This window comes from Agrobacterium tumefaciens, assembly GCF_017726655.1.
Lineage (GTDB): Bacteria > Pseudomonadota > Alphaproteobacteria > Rhizobiales > Rhizobiaceae > Agrobacterium > Agrobacterium tumefaciens_B.
The window spans coordinates 1,596,020-1,610,247 of sequence record NZ_CP072309.1 but is presented as its reverse complement, the minus strand read 5'-3'; the positions used below and the strand labels follow the sequence as shown (position 1 = coordinate 1,610,247).

Annotated in this window: 15 protein-coding genes and 1 tRNA gene; 10 read left to right on the top strand and 6 right to left on the bottom strand. The window is 57.7% G+C overall.

All coding sequences use genetic code 11. From position 1 onward, the window contains the following. Nucleotides 1–7 precede the first annotated feature (7 nt). Nucleotides 8–976: a thioredoxin gene (trxA, locus tag AT6N2_RS21655; RefSeq protein WP_209091336.1), complete on the bottom strand. Its 969-nt coding sequence runs from the start codon at nt 974–976 to the stop codon at nt 8–10. A gap of 53 nt (nt 977–1,029) precedes the next feature. After that, nucleotides 1,030–1,539, bottom strand: coding sequence for a prolyl-tRNA synthetase associated domain-containing protein (locus AT6N2_RS21650; protein ID WP_209091334.1), 510 nt, complete (start codon nt 1,537–1,539; stop codon nt 1,030–1,032). 253 nt (nt 1,540–1,792) lie between these two features. Between AT6N2_RS21650 and AT6N2_RS21645 the strand changes: the two genes are divergently transcribed. Both AT6N2_RS21645 and AT6N2_RS21640 read left to right on the top strand, forming a co-directional pair. Continuing rightward, nucleotides 1,793–1,867: transfer RNA gene (locus AT6N2_RS21645), tRNA-Gly, on the top strand. Between the two features lie 792 nt (nt 1,868–2,659). Further along, nucleotides 2,660–3,175 (top strand): disulfide bond formation protein B, encoded by a 516-nt coding sequence (locus AT6N2_RS21640; RefSeq protein ID WP_209091332.1) that lies wholly within the window; start codon nt 2,660–2,662, stop codon nt 3,173–3,175. Between the two features lie 29 nt (nt 3,176–3,204). Here the strand turns inward: AT6N2_RS21640 and AT6N2_RS21635 are convergent, their stop codons facing one another. Continuing rightward, nucleotides 3,205–3,762 (bottom strand): HNH endonuclease, encoded by a 558-nt coding sequence (locus tag AT6N2_RS21635; protein WP_063946877.1) that lies wholly within the window; start codon nt 3,760–3,762, stop codon nt 3,205–3,207. A gap of 415 nt (nt 3,763–4,177) precedes the next feature. Between AT6N2_RS21635 and AT6N2_RS21630 the strand changes: the two genes are divergently transcribed. Then, on the top strand, nt 4,178–4,969 hold the full coding sequence (locus tag AT6N2_RS21630; RefSeq protein WP_209091331.1) for a metallophosphoesterase family protein: 792 nt from the start codon (nt 4,178–4,180) through the stop codon (nt 4,967–4,969). A 45-nt stretch (nt 4,970–5,014) separates the two neighbouring features. On the opposite strand, the gene greA is transcribed toward AT6N2_RS21630, so the two are convergent. After that, nucleotides 5,015–5,497, bottom strand: a complete 483-nt coding sequence (gene greA / locus AT6N2_RS21625) for a transcription elongation factor GreA (RefSeq protein ID WP_209091330.1) — start codon at nt 5,495–5,497, stop codon at nt 5,015–5,017. Nucleotides 5,498–5,759: 262 nt separating this feature from the next. On the opposite strand from greA, the gene AT6N2_RS21620 reads away from it, so the two are divergent. Together AT6N2_RS21620 and AT6N2_RS24450 are read left to right on the top strand one after the other, a co-directional pair. After that, nucleotides 5,760–7,157, top strand: coding sequence for a family 16 glycosylhydrolase (locus AT6N2_RS21620; RefSeq protein ID WP_209091329.1), 1,398 nt, complete (start codon nt 5,760–5,762; stop codon nt 7,155–7,157). Between the two features lie 100 nt (nt 7,158–7,257). Next, complete coding sequence (locus AT6N2_RS24450; RefSeq protein ID WP_209091328.1) at nt 7,258–7,422, top strand: hypothetical protein; 165 nt, start codon at nt 7,258–7,260, stop codon at nt 7,420–7,422. Nucleotides 7,423–7,522: 100 nt separating this feature from the next. On the opposite strand, the gene AT6N2_RS21610 is transcribed toward AT6N2_RS24450, so the two are convergent. Beyond that, nucleotides 7,523–7,843 carry a hypothetical protein gene (locus tag AT6N2_RS21610; protein WP_209091327.1) on the bottom strand — a complete coding sequence of 107 codons (321 nt, stop codon included), beginning with the start codon at nt 7,841–7,843 and terminating at the stop codon, nt 7,523–7,525. A 146-nt stretch (nt 7,844–7,989) separates the two neighbouring features. After that, nucleotides 7,990–8,481 (bottom strand): hypothetical protein, encoded by a 492-nt coding sequence (locus AT6N2_RS21605; RefSeq protein WP_063946872.1) that lies wholly within the window; start codon nt 8,479–8,481, stop codon nt 7,990–7,992. 207 nt (nt 8,482–8,688) lie between these two features. Between AT6N2_RS21605 and AT6N2_RS21600 the strand changes: the two genes are divergently transcribed. From AT6N2_RS21600 to AT6N2_RS21580, 5 genes are read left to right on the top strand one after another with little or no spacing between them, the layout of a single operon-like run. Next, on the top strand, nt 8,689–10,617 hold the full coding sequence (locus tag AT6N2_RS21600) for a BTAD domain-containing putative transcriptional regulator (protein WP_425292751.1): 1,929 nt from the start codon (nt 8,689–8,691) through the stop codon (nt 10,615–10,617). Between the two features lie 8 nt (nt 10,618–10,625). Next, the gene (locus AT6N2_RS21595) at nt 10,626–11,054 is read left to right on the top strand and encodes a hypothetical protein (protein ID WP_063946870.1); all 429 of its coding nucleotides are present in this window, start codon (nt 10,626–10,628) and stop codon (nt 11,052–11,054) included. A gap of 16 nt (nt 11,055–11,070) precedes the next feature. Further along, entirely contained in the window at nt 11,071–12,288 is a 1,218-nt protein-coding gene (locus AT6N2_RS21590) for a YcaO-like family protein (RefSeq protein ID WP_233282565.1), read from the top strand. Continuing rightward, entirely contained in the window at nt 12,288–13,001 is a 714-nt protein-coding gene (locus tag AT6N2_RS21585) for a TfuA-like protein (protein ID WP_063946869.1), read from the top strand. Before AT6N2_RS21590 ends, AT6N2_RS21585 begins: the two co-directional genes overlap by 1 nt. Then, the gene (locus AT6N2_RS21580) at nt 12,998–14,134 is read left to right on the top strand and encodes a hypothetical protein (RefSeq protein ID WP_209091324.1); all 1,137 of its coding nucleotides are present in this window, start codon (nt 12,998–13,000) and stop codon (nt 14,132–14,134) included. The genes AT6N2_RS21585 and AT6N2_RS21580 overlap by 4 nt, the downstream gene beginning before the upstream one ends. Nucleotides 14,135–14,228 lie beyond the last annotated feature (94 nt).

Here is a 14,228-nt window from a genome sequence, read left to right as displayed (position 1 = left end):
GTCCCTTTTACGAAAACAGTATCGCCGAAAGCTTCCTGCGGCCCGCAACCGTTGCGGGATCCTTGAAGCCCCAGGCCTCGAAAAACTCCAGGAGCTGGCGGCGCACGCCGTCATCGTCGAAGGTGCGGTCCTTGCGCATGACGTAAAGCAGATGGTCGGCCGCCTCATCACGCCGTCCCTGTGCGTTCAGGACCTTGGCAAGTTTCACGCGCGCCTCGTGATCATCGGGATTTTGCGCGAGATCACGTTCGAGCGCGACCGGATCGCCAATTTTACGAGCCTCCTCATATTGCGCTATCTTTTTAGAAACGAGCTGAATGGCGGCATCATCATTGAGTTCGGCGGGAAGAGAGGAAAGCAGCTCGCTCGCCCGCTCATATTGCCCGGCGGCGATCATGCATTCGGCGATACCGGCAATCGCTGCGGGGTTTTCCGGGTCGGCCTGCATGACTGCACCGAATATCTGTGCGGCGCCATTGAAATCACCATCGGCGAGGAGCTGCTTCGCCTCGGTCAGAGCCGCCTCGATTTCAGCCTTCGGATCACCCGCATCCGGACCGGCGAGCTTGTCGATAAACTGCTTGATCTGGCTTTCCGGTACGGCACCCATGAAGCCATCTACCGGCCGACCATCGACAAAAGCAACGATCGCGGGAATGGATTGAATACCGAGCTGGCCGGGAATGGACGGATGATCGTCAATGTTCAGCTTCACAAGCTTCACACGACCGTTAGCCTCATTGACCACCTTTTCGAGGGTCGGCGTCAGTTGCTTGCAAGGTCCACACCAGGGCGCCCAGAAATCCACCAGAACCGGCTGGCGGCGCGATTCTTCCATGACGTCCTTGGAAAACCCAGCCGTCGTGGTATCCTTAATGTGGCCGGAGGAAGCGCCGTTCAGTTCGCCATTTTGATGGACACTCGCGGTCATCTGCCCGCCATAAGAACCGCCGTAAGGATTATTGTCGCCGCTCATGCCGGCCTCCCGAAAACTCTGTCATCTGTCTTGCTTGAAGCAAAGATCGTATCTCACTCGCTGACTTTCAAGACAAGCGGCGTGTGCCCGGTGGCCTCAAGAAAGCGAATGAGATCCTTTGACGCGATTGTTGTGGTCTGGTCATTGGAAAGGGGATGGCCGTTGACCAACTCGTTTTTCAGTAGATCGCTGTCGAGCACGAAAGTTACCTGCCCGCCCTTGTCGTTTATCGCGCCGAAAACCGTTACCGATCCCGGCACGACCCCCAGATATTCAAGCATTTTTTCCGGCCGACCGAAGGAAACCCGGCTTGCCGCACCAATGACCTTGTGAACGCTTTTGAGATCGACAGCCGCATTTTCCTCCACGGTCAGCACGAAATACTGATCCTTTTTGTCTTTTACGAAGAGGTTCTTCGTGTGGCCGCCGGGAATGAGATCGCGCAACGACTGGGATTCCGCGACAGTAAACACCGGCTCATGCTGCCTGGTGGTGTGGGAAATGCCGAGCCCGTCCAGAAACTCGAACAGCTCCTTCGCAGTTTTCTGAGAATTTTCCGCCATAGTTTATCGCATGCCCCTGCCGATGATGTTGTCACTCCTTTCTGATTAAGGCGGCAACACACCATTGGCAACGCAGGAATATTGGCCAAAATGAAAAAATATCAATCATTTCCGCCGCTTGTCGCATTCACGAGAGAAATTTTCGCGTTTTTGTCATTTCCCTGTTGCATTCCAAAATCGATTGAGCGATATAGCGCCCGTCGCCACTTGGTGGCCCACGGTTCAGCCAACTACCCCGGACCGGTGGATTTGAGCGGGTGTAGCTCAGGGGTAGAGCACAACCTTGCCAAGGTTGGGGTCGAGGGTTCAAATCCCTTCGCCCGCTCCAAATTTCCCTAAACTCTTGGACAGTCCATGCTCTATATTGTGCGATCTTTTTAGCGCATGATGTCGCATCATTCCCGGAATGTCCTTTACCGCGCCACTGAAATCTCAAAAATTCTTGGGCAGGCGGAACTTCTGGCCAACGTAACAGTTCTCTCCGCGAGGCTCCTAACCTCAGTTCCCCTCGATTGCCCGCCGTGAGCGGGCATTTTTTTGTGTGAACATCTTGCCGCCCCCGGCAGGATCGGCACGTGAAGAGTTCACGGCGCTCCTGCTCTCCAATAGCTCGACAATGGGAGCAGCCCGACGCAACAATACTCAGCCTTGATCTTGCCATAATTAATTCAATGTGCTTTTGTGCAGGCGCCCTTGTGGGAGGGGGTAAAGGTTGAGACCCGCTTGTTGCATTCTTGCAGTGAGCGGGTTTCCCTTTTTCTGGCCTGCGCCAAGTGCGCTTTAGCGAACCGGATTTCCGGCTCTTGCCACAAACGCGAGGAAGATGACAATGCGTCGGCGGCCTGGGTTTAACCAGTCTACCTGCGTCCCCTTCCATTTCGATGGACTACGGCGTCACAACAGGCGGACATGGAACTCGGCTATCCCACGGAAACGCGCGCGCGGGTCACATTCATCCCCACTTCAACATTGCCGGACTTTCATTTGCAAGATCAAGCGGACTTGATTAGACGAATCCCTCTATATCGTGAGAACGGCGACTTAATTTCGCCATCACGCCTGCCTTTTTGAAAACCCATCCGGGAAATCTGCTTCTTCACGAAGTTCGAGGAACAACAACATGGCCAACGCGACCACCGCCGACAATAGCCGCACGCTTGCTGCTCTTGGTGTTACGGCGGGAATGATTTTCACCGTGGGCTCTGCCCTCGGCTTTCAGCATATCGGCGGTTACACACCCTGCGCGCTCTGCCTGTTGCAGCGGGATCCCTATTATTACGCCATTCCGCTCGGCATACTCGCGATTGCGACCAGCGTTTTCAAGTTACCGGTTGAGATTACCCGACTGCTTCTGGCGCTTATCGGCGTGGCGATGCTGATTGGGGCGGGGCTCGGCGTCTATCATGCCGGCGTGGAATGGGGCTTCTGGGCGGGCCCTGTCACCTGCGCGACCGGCGCGCCTTCCATCACGACCAACGCCGGCGATCTCCTCGGCAATCTGAACGCCATCAAGGCACCTTCCTGCAACGACGCGGCCTTGCGCGTGCTCGGTTTGTCCTTTGCTGGCTGGAACGTCATCGCAAGTGTCGCACTCGCGGCGATCGCTTTTTATGGCGCGAGCCGTAAAAGCCGTTAGGCGGAAAACCGTGTGCAGTCCTGAAGAGATCAGGGCTGCAGCTCGGTGTCCCAGTAAAGATAGTCCATCCAGCTTTCGTGCAGATAGTTAGGCGGGAAGAGCCGCCCATTATTGTGCAGATCCTGAACCGTGGGCTGGAAGGGCTTCTGCGACGGGAACATGCCCGCCTGTTTGGGAAGCTTACTGCCTTTTTTAAGATTGCAGGGAGAGCACGCCGCAACGACGTTGTGCCAGGTCGTTTCACCGCCATGCGCGCGGGGAATCACATGATCGAAAGTCAAGTCGTCCCGCGCACCGCAATACTGGCACTCAAACTTGTCCCGAAGGAAGACATTGAAGCGTGTAAAGGCAGGATTGCGGGTGGGCTGCACGTAGGTCTTGAGGCTGACCACACTCGGCAGCCGCATGGAAAAGCTGGGCGATGATACCGCGTGATCATATTCTGCAATGATGTTCACACGGTCTAGAAAGACAGCCTTGATCGCGTCCTGCCAGGACCATAACGACAAGGGATAATAACTCAGCGGCCTATAGTCTGCGTTCAAAACGAGCGCCGGCAGGGCCTGTGGTGAAACTGCAATCGTCAAGGGCTTCTCCTGAGCGATTCGGCATCTGCACTTGTATATTAGGTCCGTTGTTACAGGATTGTGAAGCCTATAAATGCAGCGGCAAAGAGCTTAATTTTCAAGCCCGGAAATGACCGTTTTATCATCCCTGACGCTCGGACGGCACAGTGGCGCCGCGTGGCGGAAATGACGCCGCTCGCTGACGCGGCCGGGAGGCGCTTCGGCCCGATCAAGGCAGAAAACATTCTCGCACCGGATGCACGATCGGTGATAGGATAATCGCCGACGGACACGGCTGCTACTCTCATGCCTGGGCGCCATGGCAAATGTGCGGCGACATCATCCATTATTTTTCAGCCGGAGAGACCTTTGGCCGGGATGCGGAAGCAACCTCCAAAATTCTTGACCTTGTGAAAAGGAGACAGTAACCGCAACTATGCCCAAGGTGCTGAACTGGATTCGCGGTCGTAAACAACCAGCCCTCCGCGACGACCGGAGGCGGCGCAGGATTGATCTTGGCGACAGGCCAATCTCCTTCCCGATCTATGCGATCGGTGACATCCATGGCAGTCTCGACCTCCTGTTGCAGGCGGAACGAAGGATCCTTACCGATATGGGGCCCGCCCCCTCCCCGGCGCTAATGGTTCTCCTTGGCGACTATGTCGACCGCGGACGTGATCCACGGGGCGTTCTGGAACACTTGCTGCAACCGCCACCAGCGCCGCTTCGCCGCATCGCCCTTTGTGGCAACCACGAACAGCTTTTCCACGACTTCCTCGATAATCCACAGGAGAATTTGAAGTGGCTCGACCTCGGTGGCCGAGAAACGCTTTTGTCCTATGGGATCGACATCGGCCACTTCATGCAAAAAGGCCGCCTTCGGCTCCAACCGCTTAAGGATGCACTGTTGGGCGCCATCCCGCAGACCCACCGCCGGCTTCTGGCCAGCCTGCCGGTCTATACACGGATAGGCTCCTATATCTTCGTCCATGCGGGCTTCAGACCGGGTCTGCCGCTGGAGGCGCAGACTGATGAAGACATGCTCTGGATCAGGGAGCCCTTCCTGTCTCAGGGTGCAGGGCTGGACCTCGTTGTCATCCACGGCCACACGCCGGTCACTGAGCCTGAGGCCGGCCCGCAACGCATCGGTATCGACACGCATGCTTTCAAAACGGGCAGGCTGACGGTTCTTAAAGTGTCTGATCAAGGTCTGCACCTGATCGGCTAAGCGATCAGCGCCTAGCGCCTATTGGACACTGTCCTGCATTACCCGTTACTCGACCGCGAGGATTTCGATCTCCCGGCCAGCCACGATAACGACATCACCGGCCGTTTTACCCGTCAACGCCCTTGCGACAGGTGACACGTAGGACATGGTCCCCGCAGCGGGATCCGCTTCGTCTTCTCCGACGATACGAAACCTCTGCGTTCGCCCGTCATCGCGGCTAAATGTCACAAGGCTACCGAAAGCAACGATCCCGTTTGACGGCGGGTCGGGCATTAGCTGCGCAGTGCGAAGGCGTTCGGACAGGTATCGCAGATCACGCAACGGGCTCGCCAGAAGGCGCCGTCTTTCATTGACGTCGTCAGTGGCATTGGCGGCTTCACAGGCCTCACGCGCAAGCCGCAACTCCTCCTCCAGCGCCTTCAGCCCGGCCCGCGTCACCAGATTGGGGTGCGGCGAGATTGGTCGGTCCGGCAAAACGGTTTCGGCAGCGGTCTCCGCGCTGTCTTCCTTGGTAAAGGCTACGCTCAATCCAGACACTCCGTTTTCACGATATCACGCTTGCTCCCGGCCAGATCCGCCATGGCTTTCGGCCCCTAACAATATCAAGCGGCGTTTGTTCAAACCCAAGATTTAACAGGTGAAACCGGTTGATGACAACGCTCCCCCGCCGACATTCCATGCAACCACAGCGGAATATACCCCTTATATCTTAGCCTAACAGCAGGCTTTTTACCCTGTTAGGGTGTGCATCAGGAGGAGCGAGGACACACGAACGGACAGGAGATTGGTCATGGCCCGGACAGTCGTGAATGCGCTTGGCGACACACTCTATTACAGCGGCAGCTCAACTGGATTTTTTTCCGCAACCGGCTCCGGTCCGCTGCTCAACGGGACTGCCGGCAATGATTCCATGTGGGGCGACAGCGCCGTCAATGTGACCATGGCAGGGGGGACTGGAGACGATATCTATTATCTCTACTCCGGCATCAACCGCGCGATCGAAAATGCCGGAGAGGGCGTCGACACCATCGATACCTGGATGAGCTACACCCTGCCTGAACATTTTGAAAACCTGCGGGTGACGGGCGATGGGCGCTACGCTTTCGGCAATGCGCTCGACAATATCATCACCGGCGGATCGGGCAGCCAGACGATCGACGGCGGGGCGGGAAACGACGTGCTGATCGGGGGTGGCGGAGCCGATACCTTTGTTTTCACGAGCGGCAACGGAACCGATCTTGTCATGGATTTCAGCGCCAATGACACGATCCGTCTCAATGGCTACGGCGTTACATCGTTCGACCAGCTGGTCGCCAGCGCCACCCAGCAGGGTGATAACCTCTGGCTCAATTTTTCGAATGGCGAGGCCGTTGTTCTCGCACGAACGACCATAAACGACCTTCACGCCGACCAGTTCGAACTCAGCCTCGACCGATCGGCGCTGAGCCAAACTTTTGCCGATGAATTCGATTCGCTATCGTTGCGTAGCGGCGGCCAGGGCAACTGGGACGCAAAATATTGGTGGGCGCCTGAGAAGGGAAGCTCGCTGACGACGAATGGCGAGGCGCAATGGTACGTCAACCCCGGCTATGCCGGAACGTCGGCAGTGAACCCCTTTAGCGTCGAAAACGGTATCCTCACCATACATGCCGAAAAAACCGCACAATCGATCGCCGATGAAGTCGAAGGTTACGATTACACATCGGGCATGCTGAACACTTATTCGTCGTTCAGCCAGACCTACGGCTACTTTGAAATCCGCGCCGATATGCCAACCGACCGGGGCGCCTGGCCGGCCTTCTGGCTTCTGCCGACGAATGGATCCTGGCCCCCGGAACTCGACGTCATCGAAATGCGCGGGCAGAACGCCAATACCCTCATCATGTCCACCCACTCCAATGCCGCCGGCGAGCCAACCTCTGTCATCAACAACGTCAGCGTGCCGAGCACAGAGGGCTTTCACACTTATGGCGTCCTATGGGATGCCGAACACATCACGTGGTACTTCGACGATGTGGCGGTGGCACAGACGGACACCCCTGACGATATGCATGATCCCATGTACATGGTCGTCAACCTTGCGGTCGGTGGAATGGCAGGAACGCCGTCGGACACCGACTTCAGCGACGGGTCGCAGATGATGATCGATTACATCAGAGCCTATTCGCTCTCGGACTGGGCAGCGTAAAAAAACCAACCGAGCGGCATATTCAGATTCCCAGCCCCCAGCGAAGCGTTTTCCTGAGGAGAAGGCGGATGACATAAACCCCGGTACGGCCGAAGAAATCATGCACGTGGTGATGGCCGGCAACCGCAGCCACGGCTCGAAGCTGGTGACAGACATCAAGTCCGCGGTAAGCGGCTTCAAGGTAAGCGTGACTGAAGTCGCTCACAGCCACATCATTGCGTGCCTCGCAGCCTTCACCGTTCCTGCGACTTCTGAAGGCGTATGACGATATTGGTGGGTGTCACCCCTTACTTTCGGATGGCCTGCTATGCCGATGTGGTTTCGATGGCATCCCACTCATAGCCAAAGGCAACGCCACGAAATGCCTAGCCGAGATTGTGGACCATGAAATAGATGAGTCCGCAATGTGCGATTGCCAGTACGACCCAGCCCCATTTGGCGAGCCTGATATCGGCATCGATAACCGTATTGCGGATTTCTCTCGTGTTTGCCGCCAGTTCGGGCCCAGCAGACGGGGTCTGCTTGACCACTTCTTCCACAAGGTTGAGCCGGTCATGATGCGGAATTCGGGGCTGAAAATCCCTGGCGCTCGCCCCATCGGAAAGCGCGCCCTCGCCAGCCGTGGCGCTCGCCGCCACGAACTGCGGCGATATCCCCCTGTTACGCAGATTACCTGAATTCGGCATCGTAATGGTCCACACAATAAATAAAGAAATATGGTCGCAGCAGGCAAGGACGCGCCTTGCCTGCTTGCGGCGTCAGATCCGGCCCCCGCCGCGCGATCCAACGCTTTAACCCCCGTTACTGCGGCGCCCTTGCGACAATGATCGCCTTAAGGAGCCAGTCCCACTGGCAAGCTACGCCTGCCCGTATAAGGTTTTGCTTCCCGCTGGAGCAGAAAGACAGATTTTTCCACCGGCAACGGTTCCACCGTTGTGTATCGCTGGAACCGCTTGGAAAACTCGAACCGGATGAGCCTGCCGTCGAACTTTCCCGCCAGCACACGGTAGCCATTAACGACTTCGTTCATGATTTCGAGCTCTTCGCCCCACGCCCAGCCGCCATAGGACGTGCCTTCATTCGAGCGCAGCACGATCTCGAAAAAATGCCCGCCTGCGACCATCGGCATACGAAAGAGAATATCGAGATTATCCTCGTCATCCTCATCCCCTCTTTCTGCCGATAACCGCGCATGCGCTACTCTCGCCTGCACCAGGGCCGACACTGGATAAAATGGGCGGCCTTTGAACCACATGAATTCACTGACCGCGTATCCGACGTCGTCGGCGCGCTGGTAGGGTTCGATGCGTGGCTCGAACGCCATGTAGCTTCCGTTAAACGCTATCACTTTCGCAATTCCCGATGCCCGCCTGCCCACACCCGCGTGCCCCATGCCTGCCGTGTTGCACCACTCTTGATGCTTCTGACCATGACAATAGGCATGCCGCGTCACACCAGCGTCAAATGAAGGCTGTGGTGGCTTTCAATTTCGCGGCCACGTTGTTAGATGATAGGGGGACAAGGGGAAAAAATGGCTGGAAACGCTGATTTGATACCGATCCGGCTTTTTGGCACACCGCGCTGTGATGCGGTGCGGGAAGCGTTTTTTCCGTCCAAGGGCTTCGCCCTCACCGCCGCCCTCATCCTGGCGCCGAATCAGTCCCTTTCGCGCCAGCACGCCGCATCATTACTGTGGGAAAACGTCGAGCAGAAAAGAGCGCTTGGTAATCTGCGGCAACTGATCCTGCGCCTGCAGAAGCTTGCCGATGACGATGAAGCCATCCTTCTCATCGAAGGAAACGATCTAAAGGCGGGCAAGCTTTCGCAGCGTACCGACCTTGCCATTTTCCTTGCCGGAGCAAGGGCAGACGACCCGATGCAGCGCCTCAATGCGCTGCTTGAATTTGGCGGCGAATTGCTGGAGGGGCTGGAGGCCGGTCAGGATCATCTCTACCTCTGGCTGCTTTCGGAGCGCCGTCGCCTGAGGGAGCTGTTCTTTTCCAGTTACACCCAGCTTCTGGAAGAGTTGACGCGGTTTGGCCGTGCGAGTTCAAACGATATCGCAAGGCTTGCCGAATGCGCCTGCAGGATAGAACCCGAGCGCGAAGAAACCTACCGTGCTGCCATGGCGGCCTATGCGCGTATCGGAAACATCAGCGCCTGCGACAATATTCAGGAGTTGCTGCTCGATCAATTGCGTCAGGAGGGTCGCGCGCCCGAGGCTGAAACCGTCGCGCTGAGGCGCAGGATACAAAGCCTCACCGCCACGATAACGGCGCCTGCGGACGCGGAAATCGGGAAGCTTGCAAAATCCGCGACCAAACCGCGCGTCGCTTTCGCCCTGCCGGCAACGGTCGACGGTCAACCGGTTTCTCCCGTCATGCAGGCCTTTGTCGAGGATGTCGCTAACAGTCTTGTCCGGTACCGGACCTTTACCGTGCTTTCGCCGCACAGCACTTTCGCGCTGGCGCATCAGCGGGCTGACGACAGCTATGCCATGCTGCGTGCGGATTACCGGGTCATGTCGACAGTGTTTGACGACAGCCGCATGTCCGTCGCGCTGATTGAAGAGGCAAGCGGTGAAATCGTCTGGTCGCTGGAAGCTGTTTTAACCCCGCGGCAAATCCATGCTGCCTTTCGCCTGCTCTCGAAACAGGTCGCGGCAGCACTTGCCCGCGAAATCGAGCGGCTTCAGGTGGAACCCGACCGCAACCATAACGGCGAGGCCTACCGGCAATTGCTCGAGGGTCAACAGCTTCTGCGGGGCAAATGTGATCTGCCGCTGCTGCGAAGAGCCCGTTCCATGTTCCGCAAGGCCGTCGATCTCGACCATAGCCTGGCGGTCGCACGCGCACGCGTGGCGCAGAGCCTGCAACTGGAATGGCTGATGCTCGGCGGCAACGACCCGCACCTGCTGCACCGCGCCAAGGCAGAAGCCGATTCTTCAATCGATATCGATCCGGCGCTTGGCGTCGGCCACTGGATGTGCGCCGTGGTTGCACTCTACCAGCGGGATTTCGACACATCTGCCGAAAAATTCTTCGAGGCTGAGGCGCTGGCGCCCAACTCCGCCGATCTTCTGCTTCAGCATGCGGATGCGCTTGCCCATTTCGGAGATGCGGAAATCGCCTGGGAAAAGTTTCAGCAGGCGATCGATCTCAATCCTTTGGCGCCTGACATCTACTGGTGGGCCGGCGCCAGCATCGCATTCAAGCGCGAGGACTACGGTACCGCAGTCGAATTGTGCGGGCGAATGGAAAATGACGAGCCGGCCCTGCGTGTCCTCACCGCCAGCCATGCGCTGCACGGCGATCTCGTTGCAGCCAGGGAAAGTGGGAGCAGGCTTCAGGAAAACTATCCGGGCATGACGGCAAGGGAGATCAGCAGCCTGTCTCCCGACCGCGACCCGGTAGCGAATGAGAGATTTTATCAAGCGCTTCGATTAGCTGGAATTAAATAGGAGATATTATGTCCTCGCATTTCTTCATTGTTGGAAAAAAGGATTTCGGTGTTCTGTTCATCCGCACCGCACCGCTGCGGGTGGCATCCGTCTCGCACGAGACAATTGCCGCTTATGAAGCCGCTCATCCCGGCGTGGACGGCTATGCCCGCGTCGCTGCCGCCGCGAAGTCCATGCTTGTCCGCCAGAACGGTGAGCCGGATGCGGAGTTGGATCAGGCTCAGATCCAGGGCATCGAAGCCCTGGTCGCCGGCGGCGCCGTGGTCTCCGAGGCCGATTTCGCCTTTATCGGCGAGGTGAATGATGCCGGCTGGGACTTCAACCGCATGGTCCAGGCCCCCATCGAAGCAGCCCTGAAGGCTGTCGGTCCTGCCGGCTCCGTCACCGGCGAGCTGTACGATGCCATCCTCTCCGACGACACCGGCGTGTCCCGCTGATCTTGGTTCCGCTGCCTTGACAGACGACGGCGCGTCCAATCCCGCGGCAACAGCGTCAAGGCGAGCCGACACCTGGTTCTCGGATCCCGGGCTGCTTCGGCGGTTCGGGATTTCCCGCGTCGGCGACGTAACCGGCCTTGATGTTATAGGCGTTCCCGTCTGGTTTGCGGTCCGTCCCAATTCCCGCGGACTGTCTGTCTCGCAGGGCAAGGGGCTTGTTGTAGAACAGGCTCGGGTTTCGGCCGTCATGGAAGCGATCGAGGGCGCCGTTGCCGAAGAAACCCGCCAACACGTCGCGGCTTTCGGGTCGCTGCTGGACATGCGGGATAAAGGCGTTCCCATTATTCCCCTCGGAACTGTCGGCAGGGTCGACATGGATGTTCTCGATCCGCGAAAAGAACGTGGCTGGGTTAAGGGTTTGTCGATCCGCAAGGAAGGGGACGTTTTTGCACCTTACGAACTTGTCGGCATGGATTTCCGCGTGGATTTCCCATGGGACCGGCAGGCCTTTCGCATGAGCTCCCAGGGGCTAGCAGCGGGTTTCGATTACGACCATGCCGTCCTCCACGCCCTGCTTGAACTCATCGAAAATGACGCCAGTGTCCTCCTCGACACGTTCGAAACCCGCGCGATAGCCCCACAGCCTACTTTCATCACGGCGGGGACCGACCGATCCCTCAACAGCCTTGTGCAGCGCCTGACGAATATCGGCGTGACACCGTCTTTCTTCGACCTTACGAATGGACTTGACGTGCCCGTGGTCATGGCAACCCTGCCCCGCCCTCTTCAGGCGCAGGATGGGCCGACCACCAGACATGCCGCGGGTGCCGCCTGCCGCCCTGATTTCCACGGCGCGGCACTCGCAGCCCTGCTGGAAGCAATCCAGTCCCGCCTGACGGATATCAGTGGCGCGAGAGACGATCTCGCTCCTCTGCGCTATCAAAGAGACAAAGCAGTTGCGGAACCCTTGAGTCACAGCATGCGGCCGGTGAAAAATGTGCCGTCCGATCTGTATTTCGCCAAAGGCACCGGGTCCGCGCCGGCATGGCGGCAACTCGCAAGCCACCTTTTCGCGCGCGGTATCGATGATATCTTTGTCTTCCCCCTGCAAACGATGGTTTCCGGCCTTTACGTCGTGCGGGTTCTTGCGAGCGGCCTTGCCCCTGTCGGCAGCGGACTTCAAAACATATCGCAGCGCGGCCTGGATCATCTGCTGACGTTGGGAGGGTTTTAATGAAGCCGGTGGTTTTTGCAGGTCCATCCATCTACGGCATGGCCAGAGAATCCATCCCCGACCTCGACCTTCGCGGACCGGCGGTCTGCGGCAATATTTTCGACGCCACCCGCAAAGGCGCCAAGGTCATCGGCTTGATCGATGGTCTTTACGGCGATTGTGCCGCCGTTTGGCATAAGGAAATTCTTTACGCGCTATCGAATGGCGTCACCCTCTATGGCGCCGCCAGCATGGGGGCGCTCAGGGCCGCGGAATGCGCTTCCTTTGGCATGATCGGTATTGGCGAGATTTTCGAGGCCTATCGGGACGGACAGCGCTTCTCCGACGCGGATGTGGCTGTGAGCCATGCACCCGATGAACTCGACTACCGTCCGCTGACCATCGCCCTGGTCGATGCCGAGGCAACCCTTAAAGCTTGCCGCAACACGATCACGCGTGAGGATTATAACCAACTCATGCGCGCTGTCGCTAGTCTGCATTTCAGCCGCAGGACCTGGCGCTCCATTGCAATCGAGGCAGGCTTCGGCTCCCCAATGGCGGCTATGCTCGCGGCCAATGCCGTCTCGATCAAGCGGGACGATGCGGCGCGCTTATTGGCAGCAGTCACCGGCGATAACGTCAAAACATCACCGCCGCCATCTTGGAAATTCCAAGACACCATGTTCTTTCAGCAGTTGATTGCGCGACAGACCGCAGCGGAAAAGAAAACGTGAGCGCGGTCCCGCACCCGCAACTCCTCACGGATTGCGGTGGGCTTATCGATACGATAGCCTTTGCCCTGCCTGGATCGTTTTTTGCTGAGAAGGCGGCCTGGGACGACGTTTCTCCGCTCAATCCTATCGGCAATCTACTCTCTGCCCTGCCCGCAGATGTCAACGCTGCTATTGTTGTTGGTCGCGCAAGCCTTACGCCGGCACAAAGCTGGCTGAGCGGACGGCAGCTCAAATGTTCTGCCGCGTTGATCCCTCTCGCCGGTCAGGATGACGTCCCGCATCCATGGGTTCAGGATATGCTCCATGTGCGCGTTGGCGAAGGGGACGCCGGGGCGTCTTTCGTTACCGTCACGGCGAATGCCGTTGGCACCAGTCTGGCTGCTTTTATCGGAGCGACGGTCACGCCCCCTGATGTCTTACTCCATGGCGGCAACCATCTCGTCGGGCCAAATTTCCGGCTGGTGGGTCAATCCAGCCTACGGGGGGACCGAGGTGTCGGCACTCATCCGCAACGATGGCAAGAGATCCGGGCTTTCGATACGAAAGACCTGTTCAGCTTCGGATACCGACCAGACGATCTCGGCAACGCCCAGCCGTTACGCAGGGCGAGCGTGACCGAAAGTGGTGGAGCAAATGCTGCCCAAAAAAACATTCACCAATGCGGCTTCCACGTCGATCAGTTCGTCTCCGTGACGGGGATGACCAGAAGCGGTCGACCTTTATTGCTCGTCGCCGATCCGATTGCGCATGGCGGATGTGACCGCGTCGCAAATGATCTGAAGCGAAAGCTGGATGCCTCTGTCCTCTCGCTTGCCCGGCAAGGATTTGAGATCGCCCGAAACCCCATTGCCGTGTCACCGGCGATCGACAGCAACAAATGCATGCCGAGGCTCTATAACAACGTCATTCTTGAAAACGTCACGCGTCCCGGACAGGAACGGCCATTTGTCTGGGTTCCCTGTTTCGGCGACGCAGAGCCGCTCGCAGAATTCGACGTAATGAACTGCAATATTTGGGAAGAACTGGGCTTCAAGCCTGTCCCTGTAAGCGGATGGAGCCATCTTTCGAGCCGCAACGGTGCGTTGCGTTGCGCGACAAAAATTGTAAAAAGGAGTCCGAATATAAAAGTATGAACAGAAAAACGTCTTATTCCGTCAATAAAGCTTCGCAATACCCGTGGAAATTGTGTTGAATGTATACCTTCAACAATATTAATAGACAATTCTC

Coding starts and splice junctions, on each gene's coding strand:
- AT6N2_RS21630 (WP_209091331.1), top strand. CDS start 4,178: ATGCCCAAGGTGCTGAACTGGATTCGCGGTCGTAAACAACCAGCCCTC.
- AT6N2_RS21595 (WP_063946870.1), top strand. CDS start 10,626: ATGTCCTCGCATTTCTTCATTGTTGGAAAAAAGGATTTCGGTGTTCTG.
- AT6N2_RS21640 (WP_209091332.1), top strand. CDS start 2,660: ATGGCCAACGCGACCACCGCCGACAATAGCCGCACGCTTGCTGCTCTT.
- AT6N2_RS21585 (WP_063946869.1), top strand. CDS start 12,288: ATGAAGCCGGTGGTTTTTGCAGGTCCATCCATCTACGGCATGGCCAGA.
- AT6N2_RS24450 (WP_209091328.1), top strand. CDS start 7,258: ATGCACGTGGTGATGGCCGGCAACCGCAGCCACGGCTCGAAGCTGGTG.
- AT6N2_RS21610 (WP_209091327.1), bottom strand. CDS start 7,843: ATGCCGAATTCAGGTAATCTGCGTAACAGGGGGATATCGCCGCAGTTC.
- trxA (WP_209091336.1), bottom strand. CDS start 976: ATGAGCGGCGACAATAATCCTTACGGCGGTTCTTATGGCGGGCAGATG.
- AT6N2_RS21650 (WP_209091334.1), bottom strand. CDS start 1,539: ATGGCGGAAAATTCTCAGAAAACTGCGAAGGAGCTGTTCGAGTTTCTG.
- AT6N2_RS21605 (WP_063946872.1), bottom strand. CDS start 8,481: ATGGCGTTCGAGCCACGCATCGAACCCTACCAGCGCGCCGACGACGTC.
- AT6N2_RS21600 (WP_425292751.1), top strand. CDS start 8,689: ATGGCTGGAAACGCTGATTTGATACCGATCCGGCTTTTTGGCACACCG.
- AT6N2_RS21620 (WP_209091329.1), top strand. CDS start 5,760: ATGGCCCGGACAGTCGTGAATGCGCTTGGCGACACACTCTATTACAGC.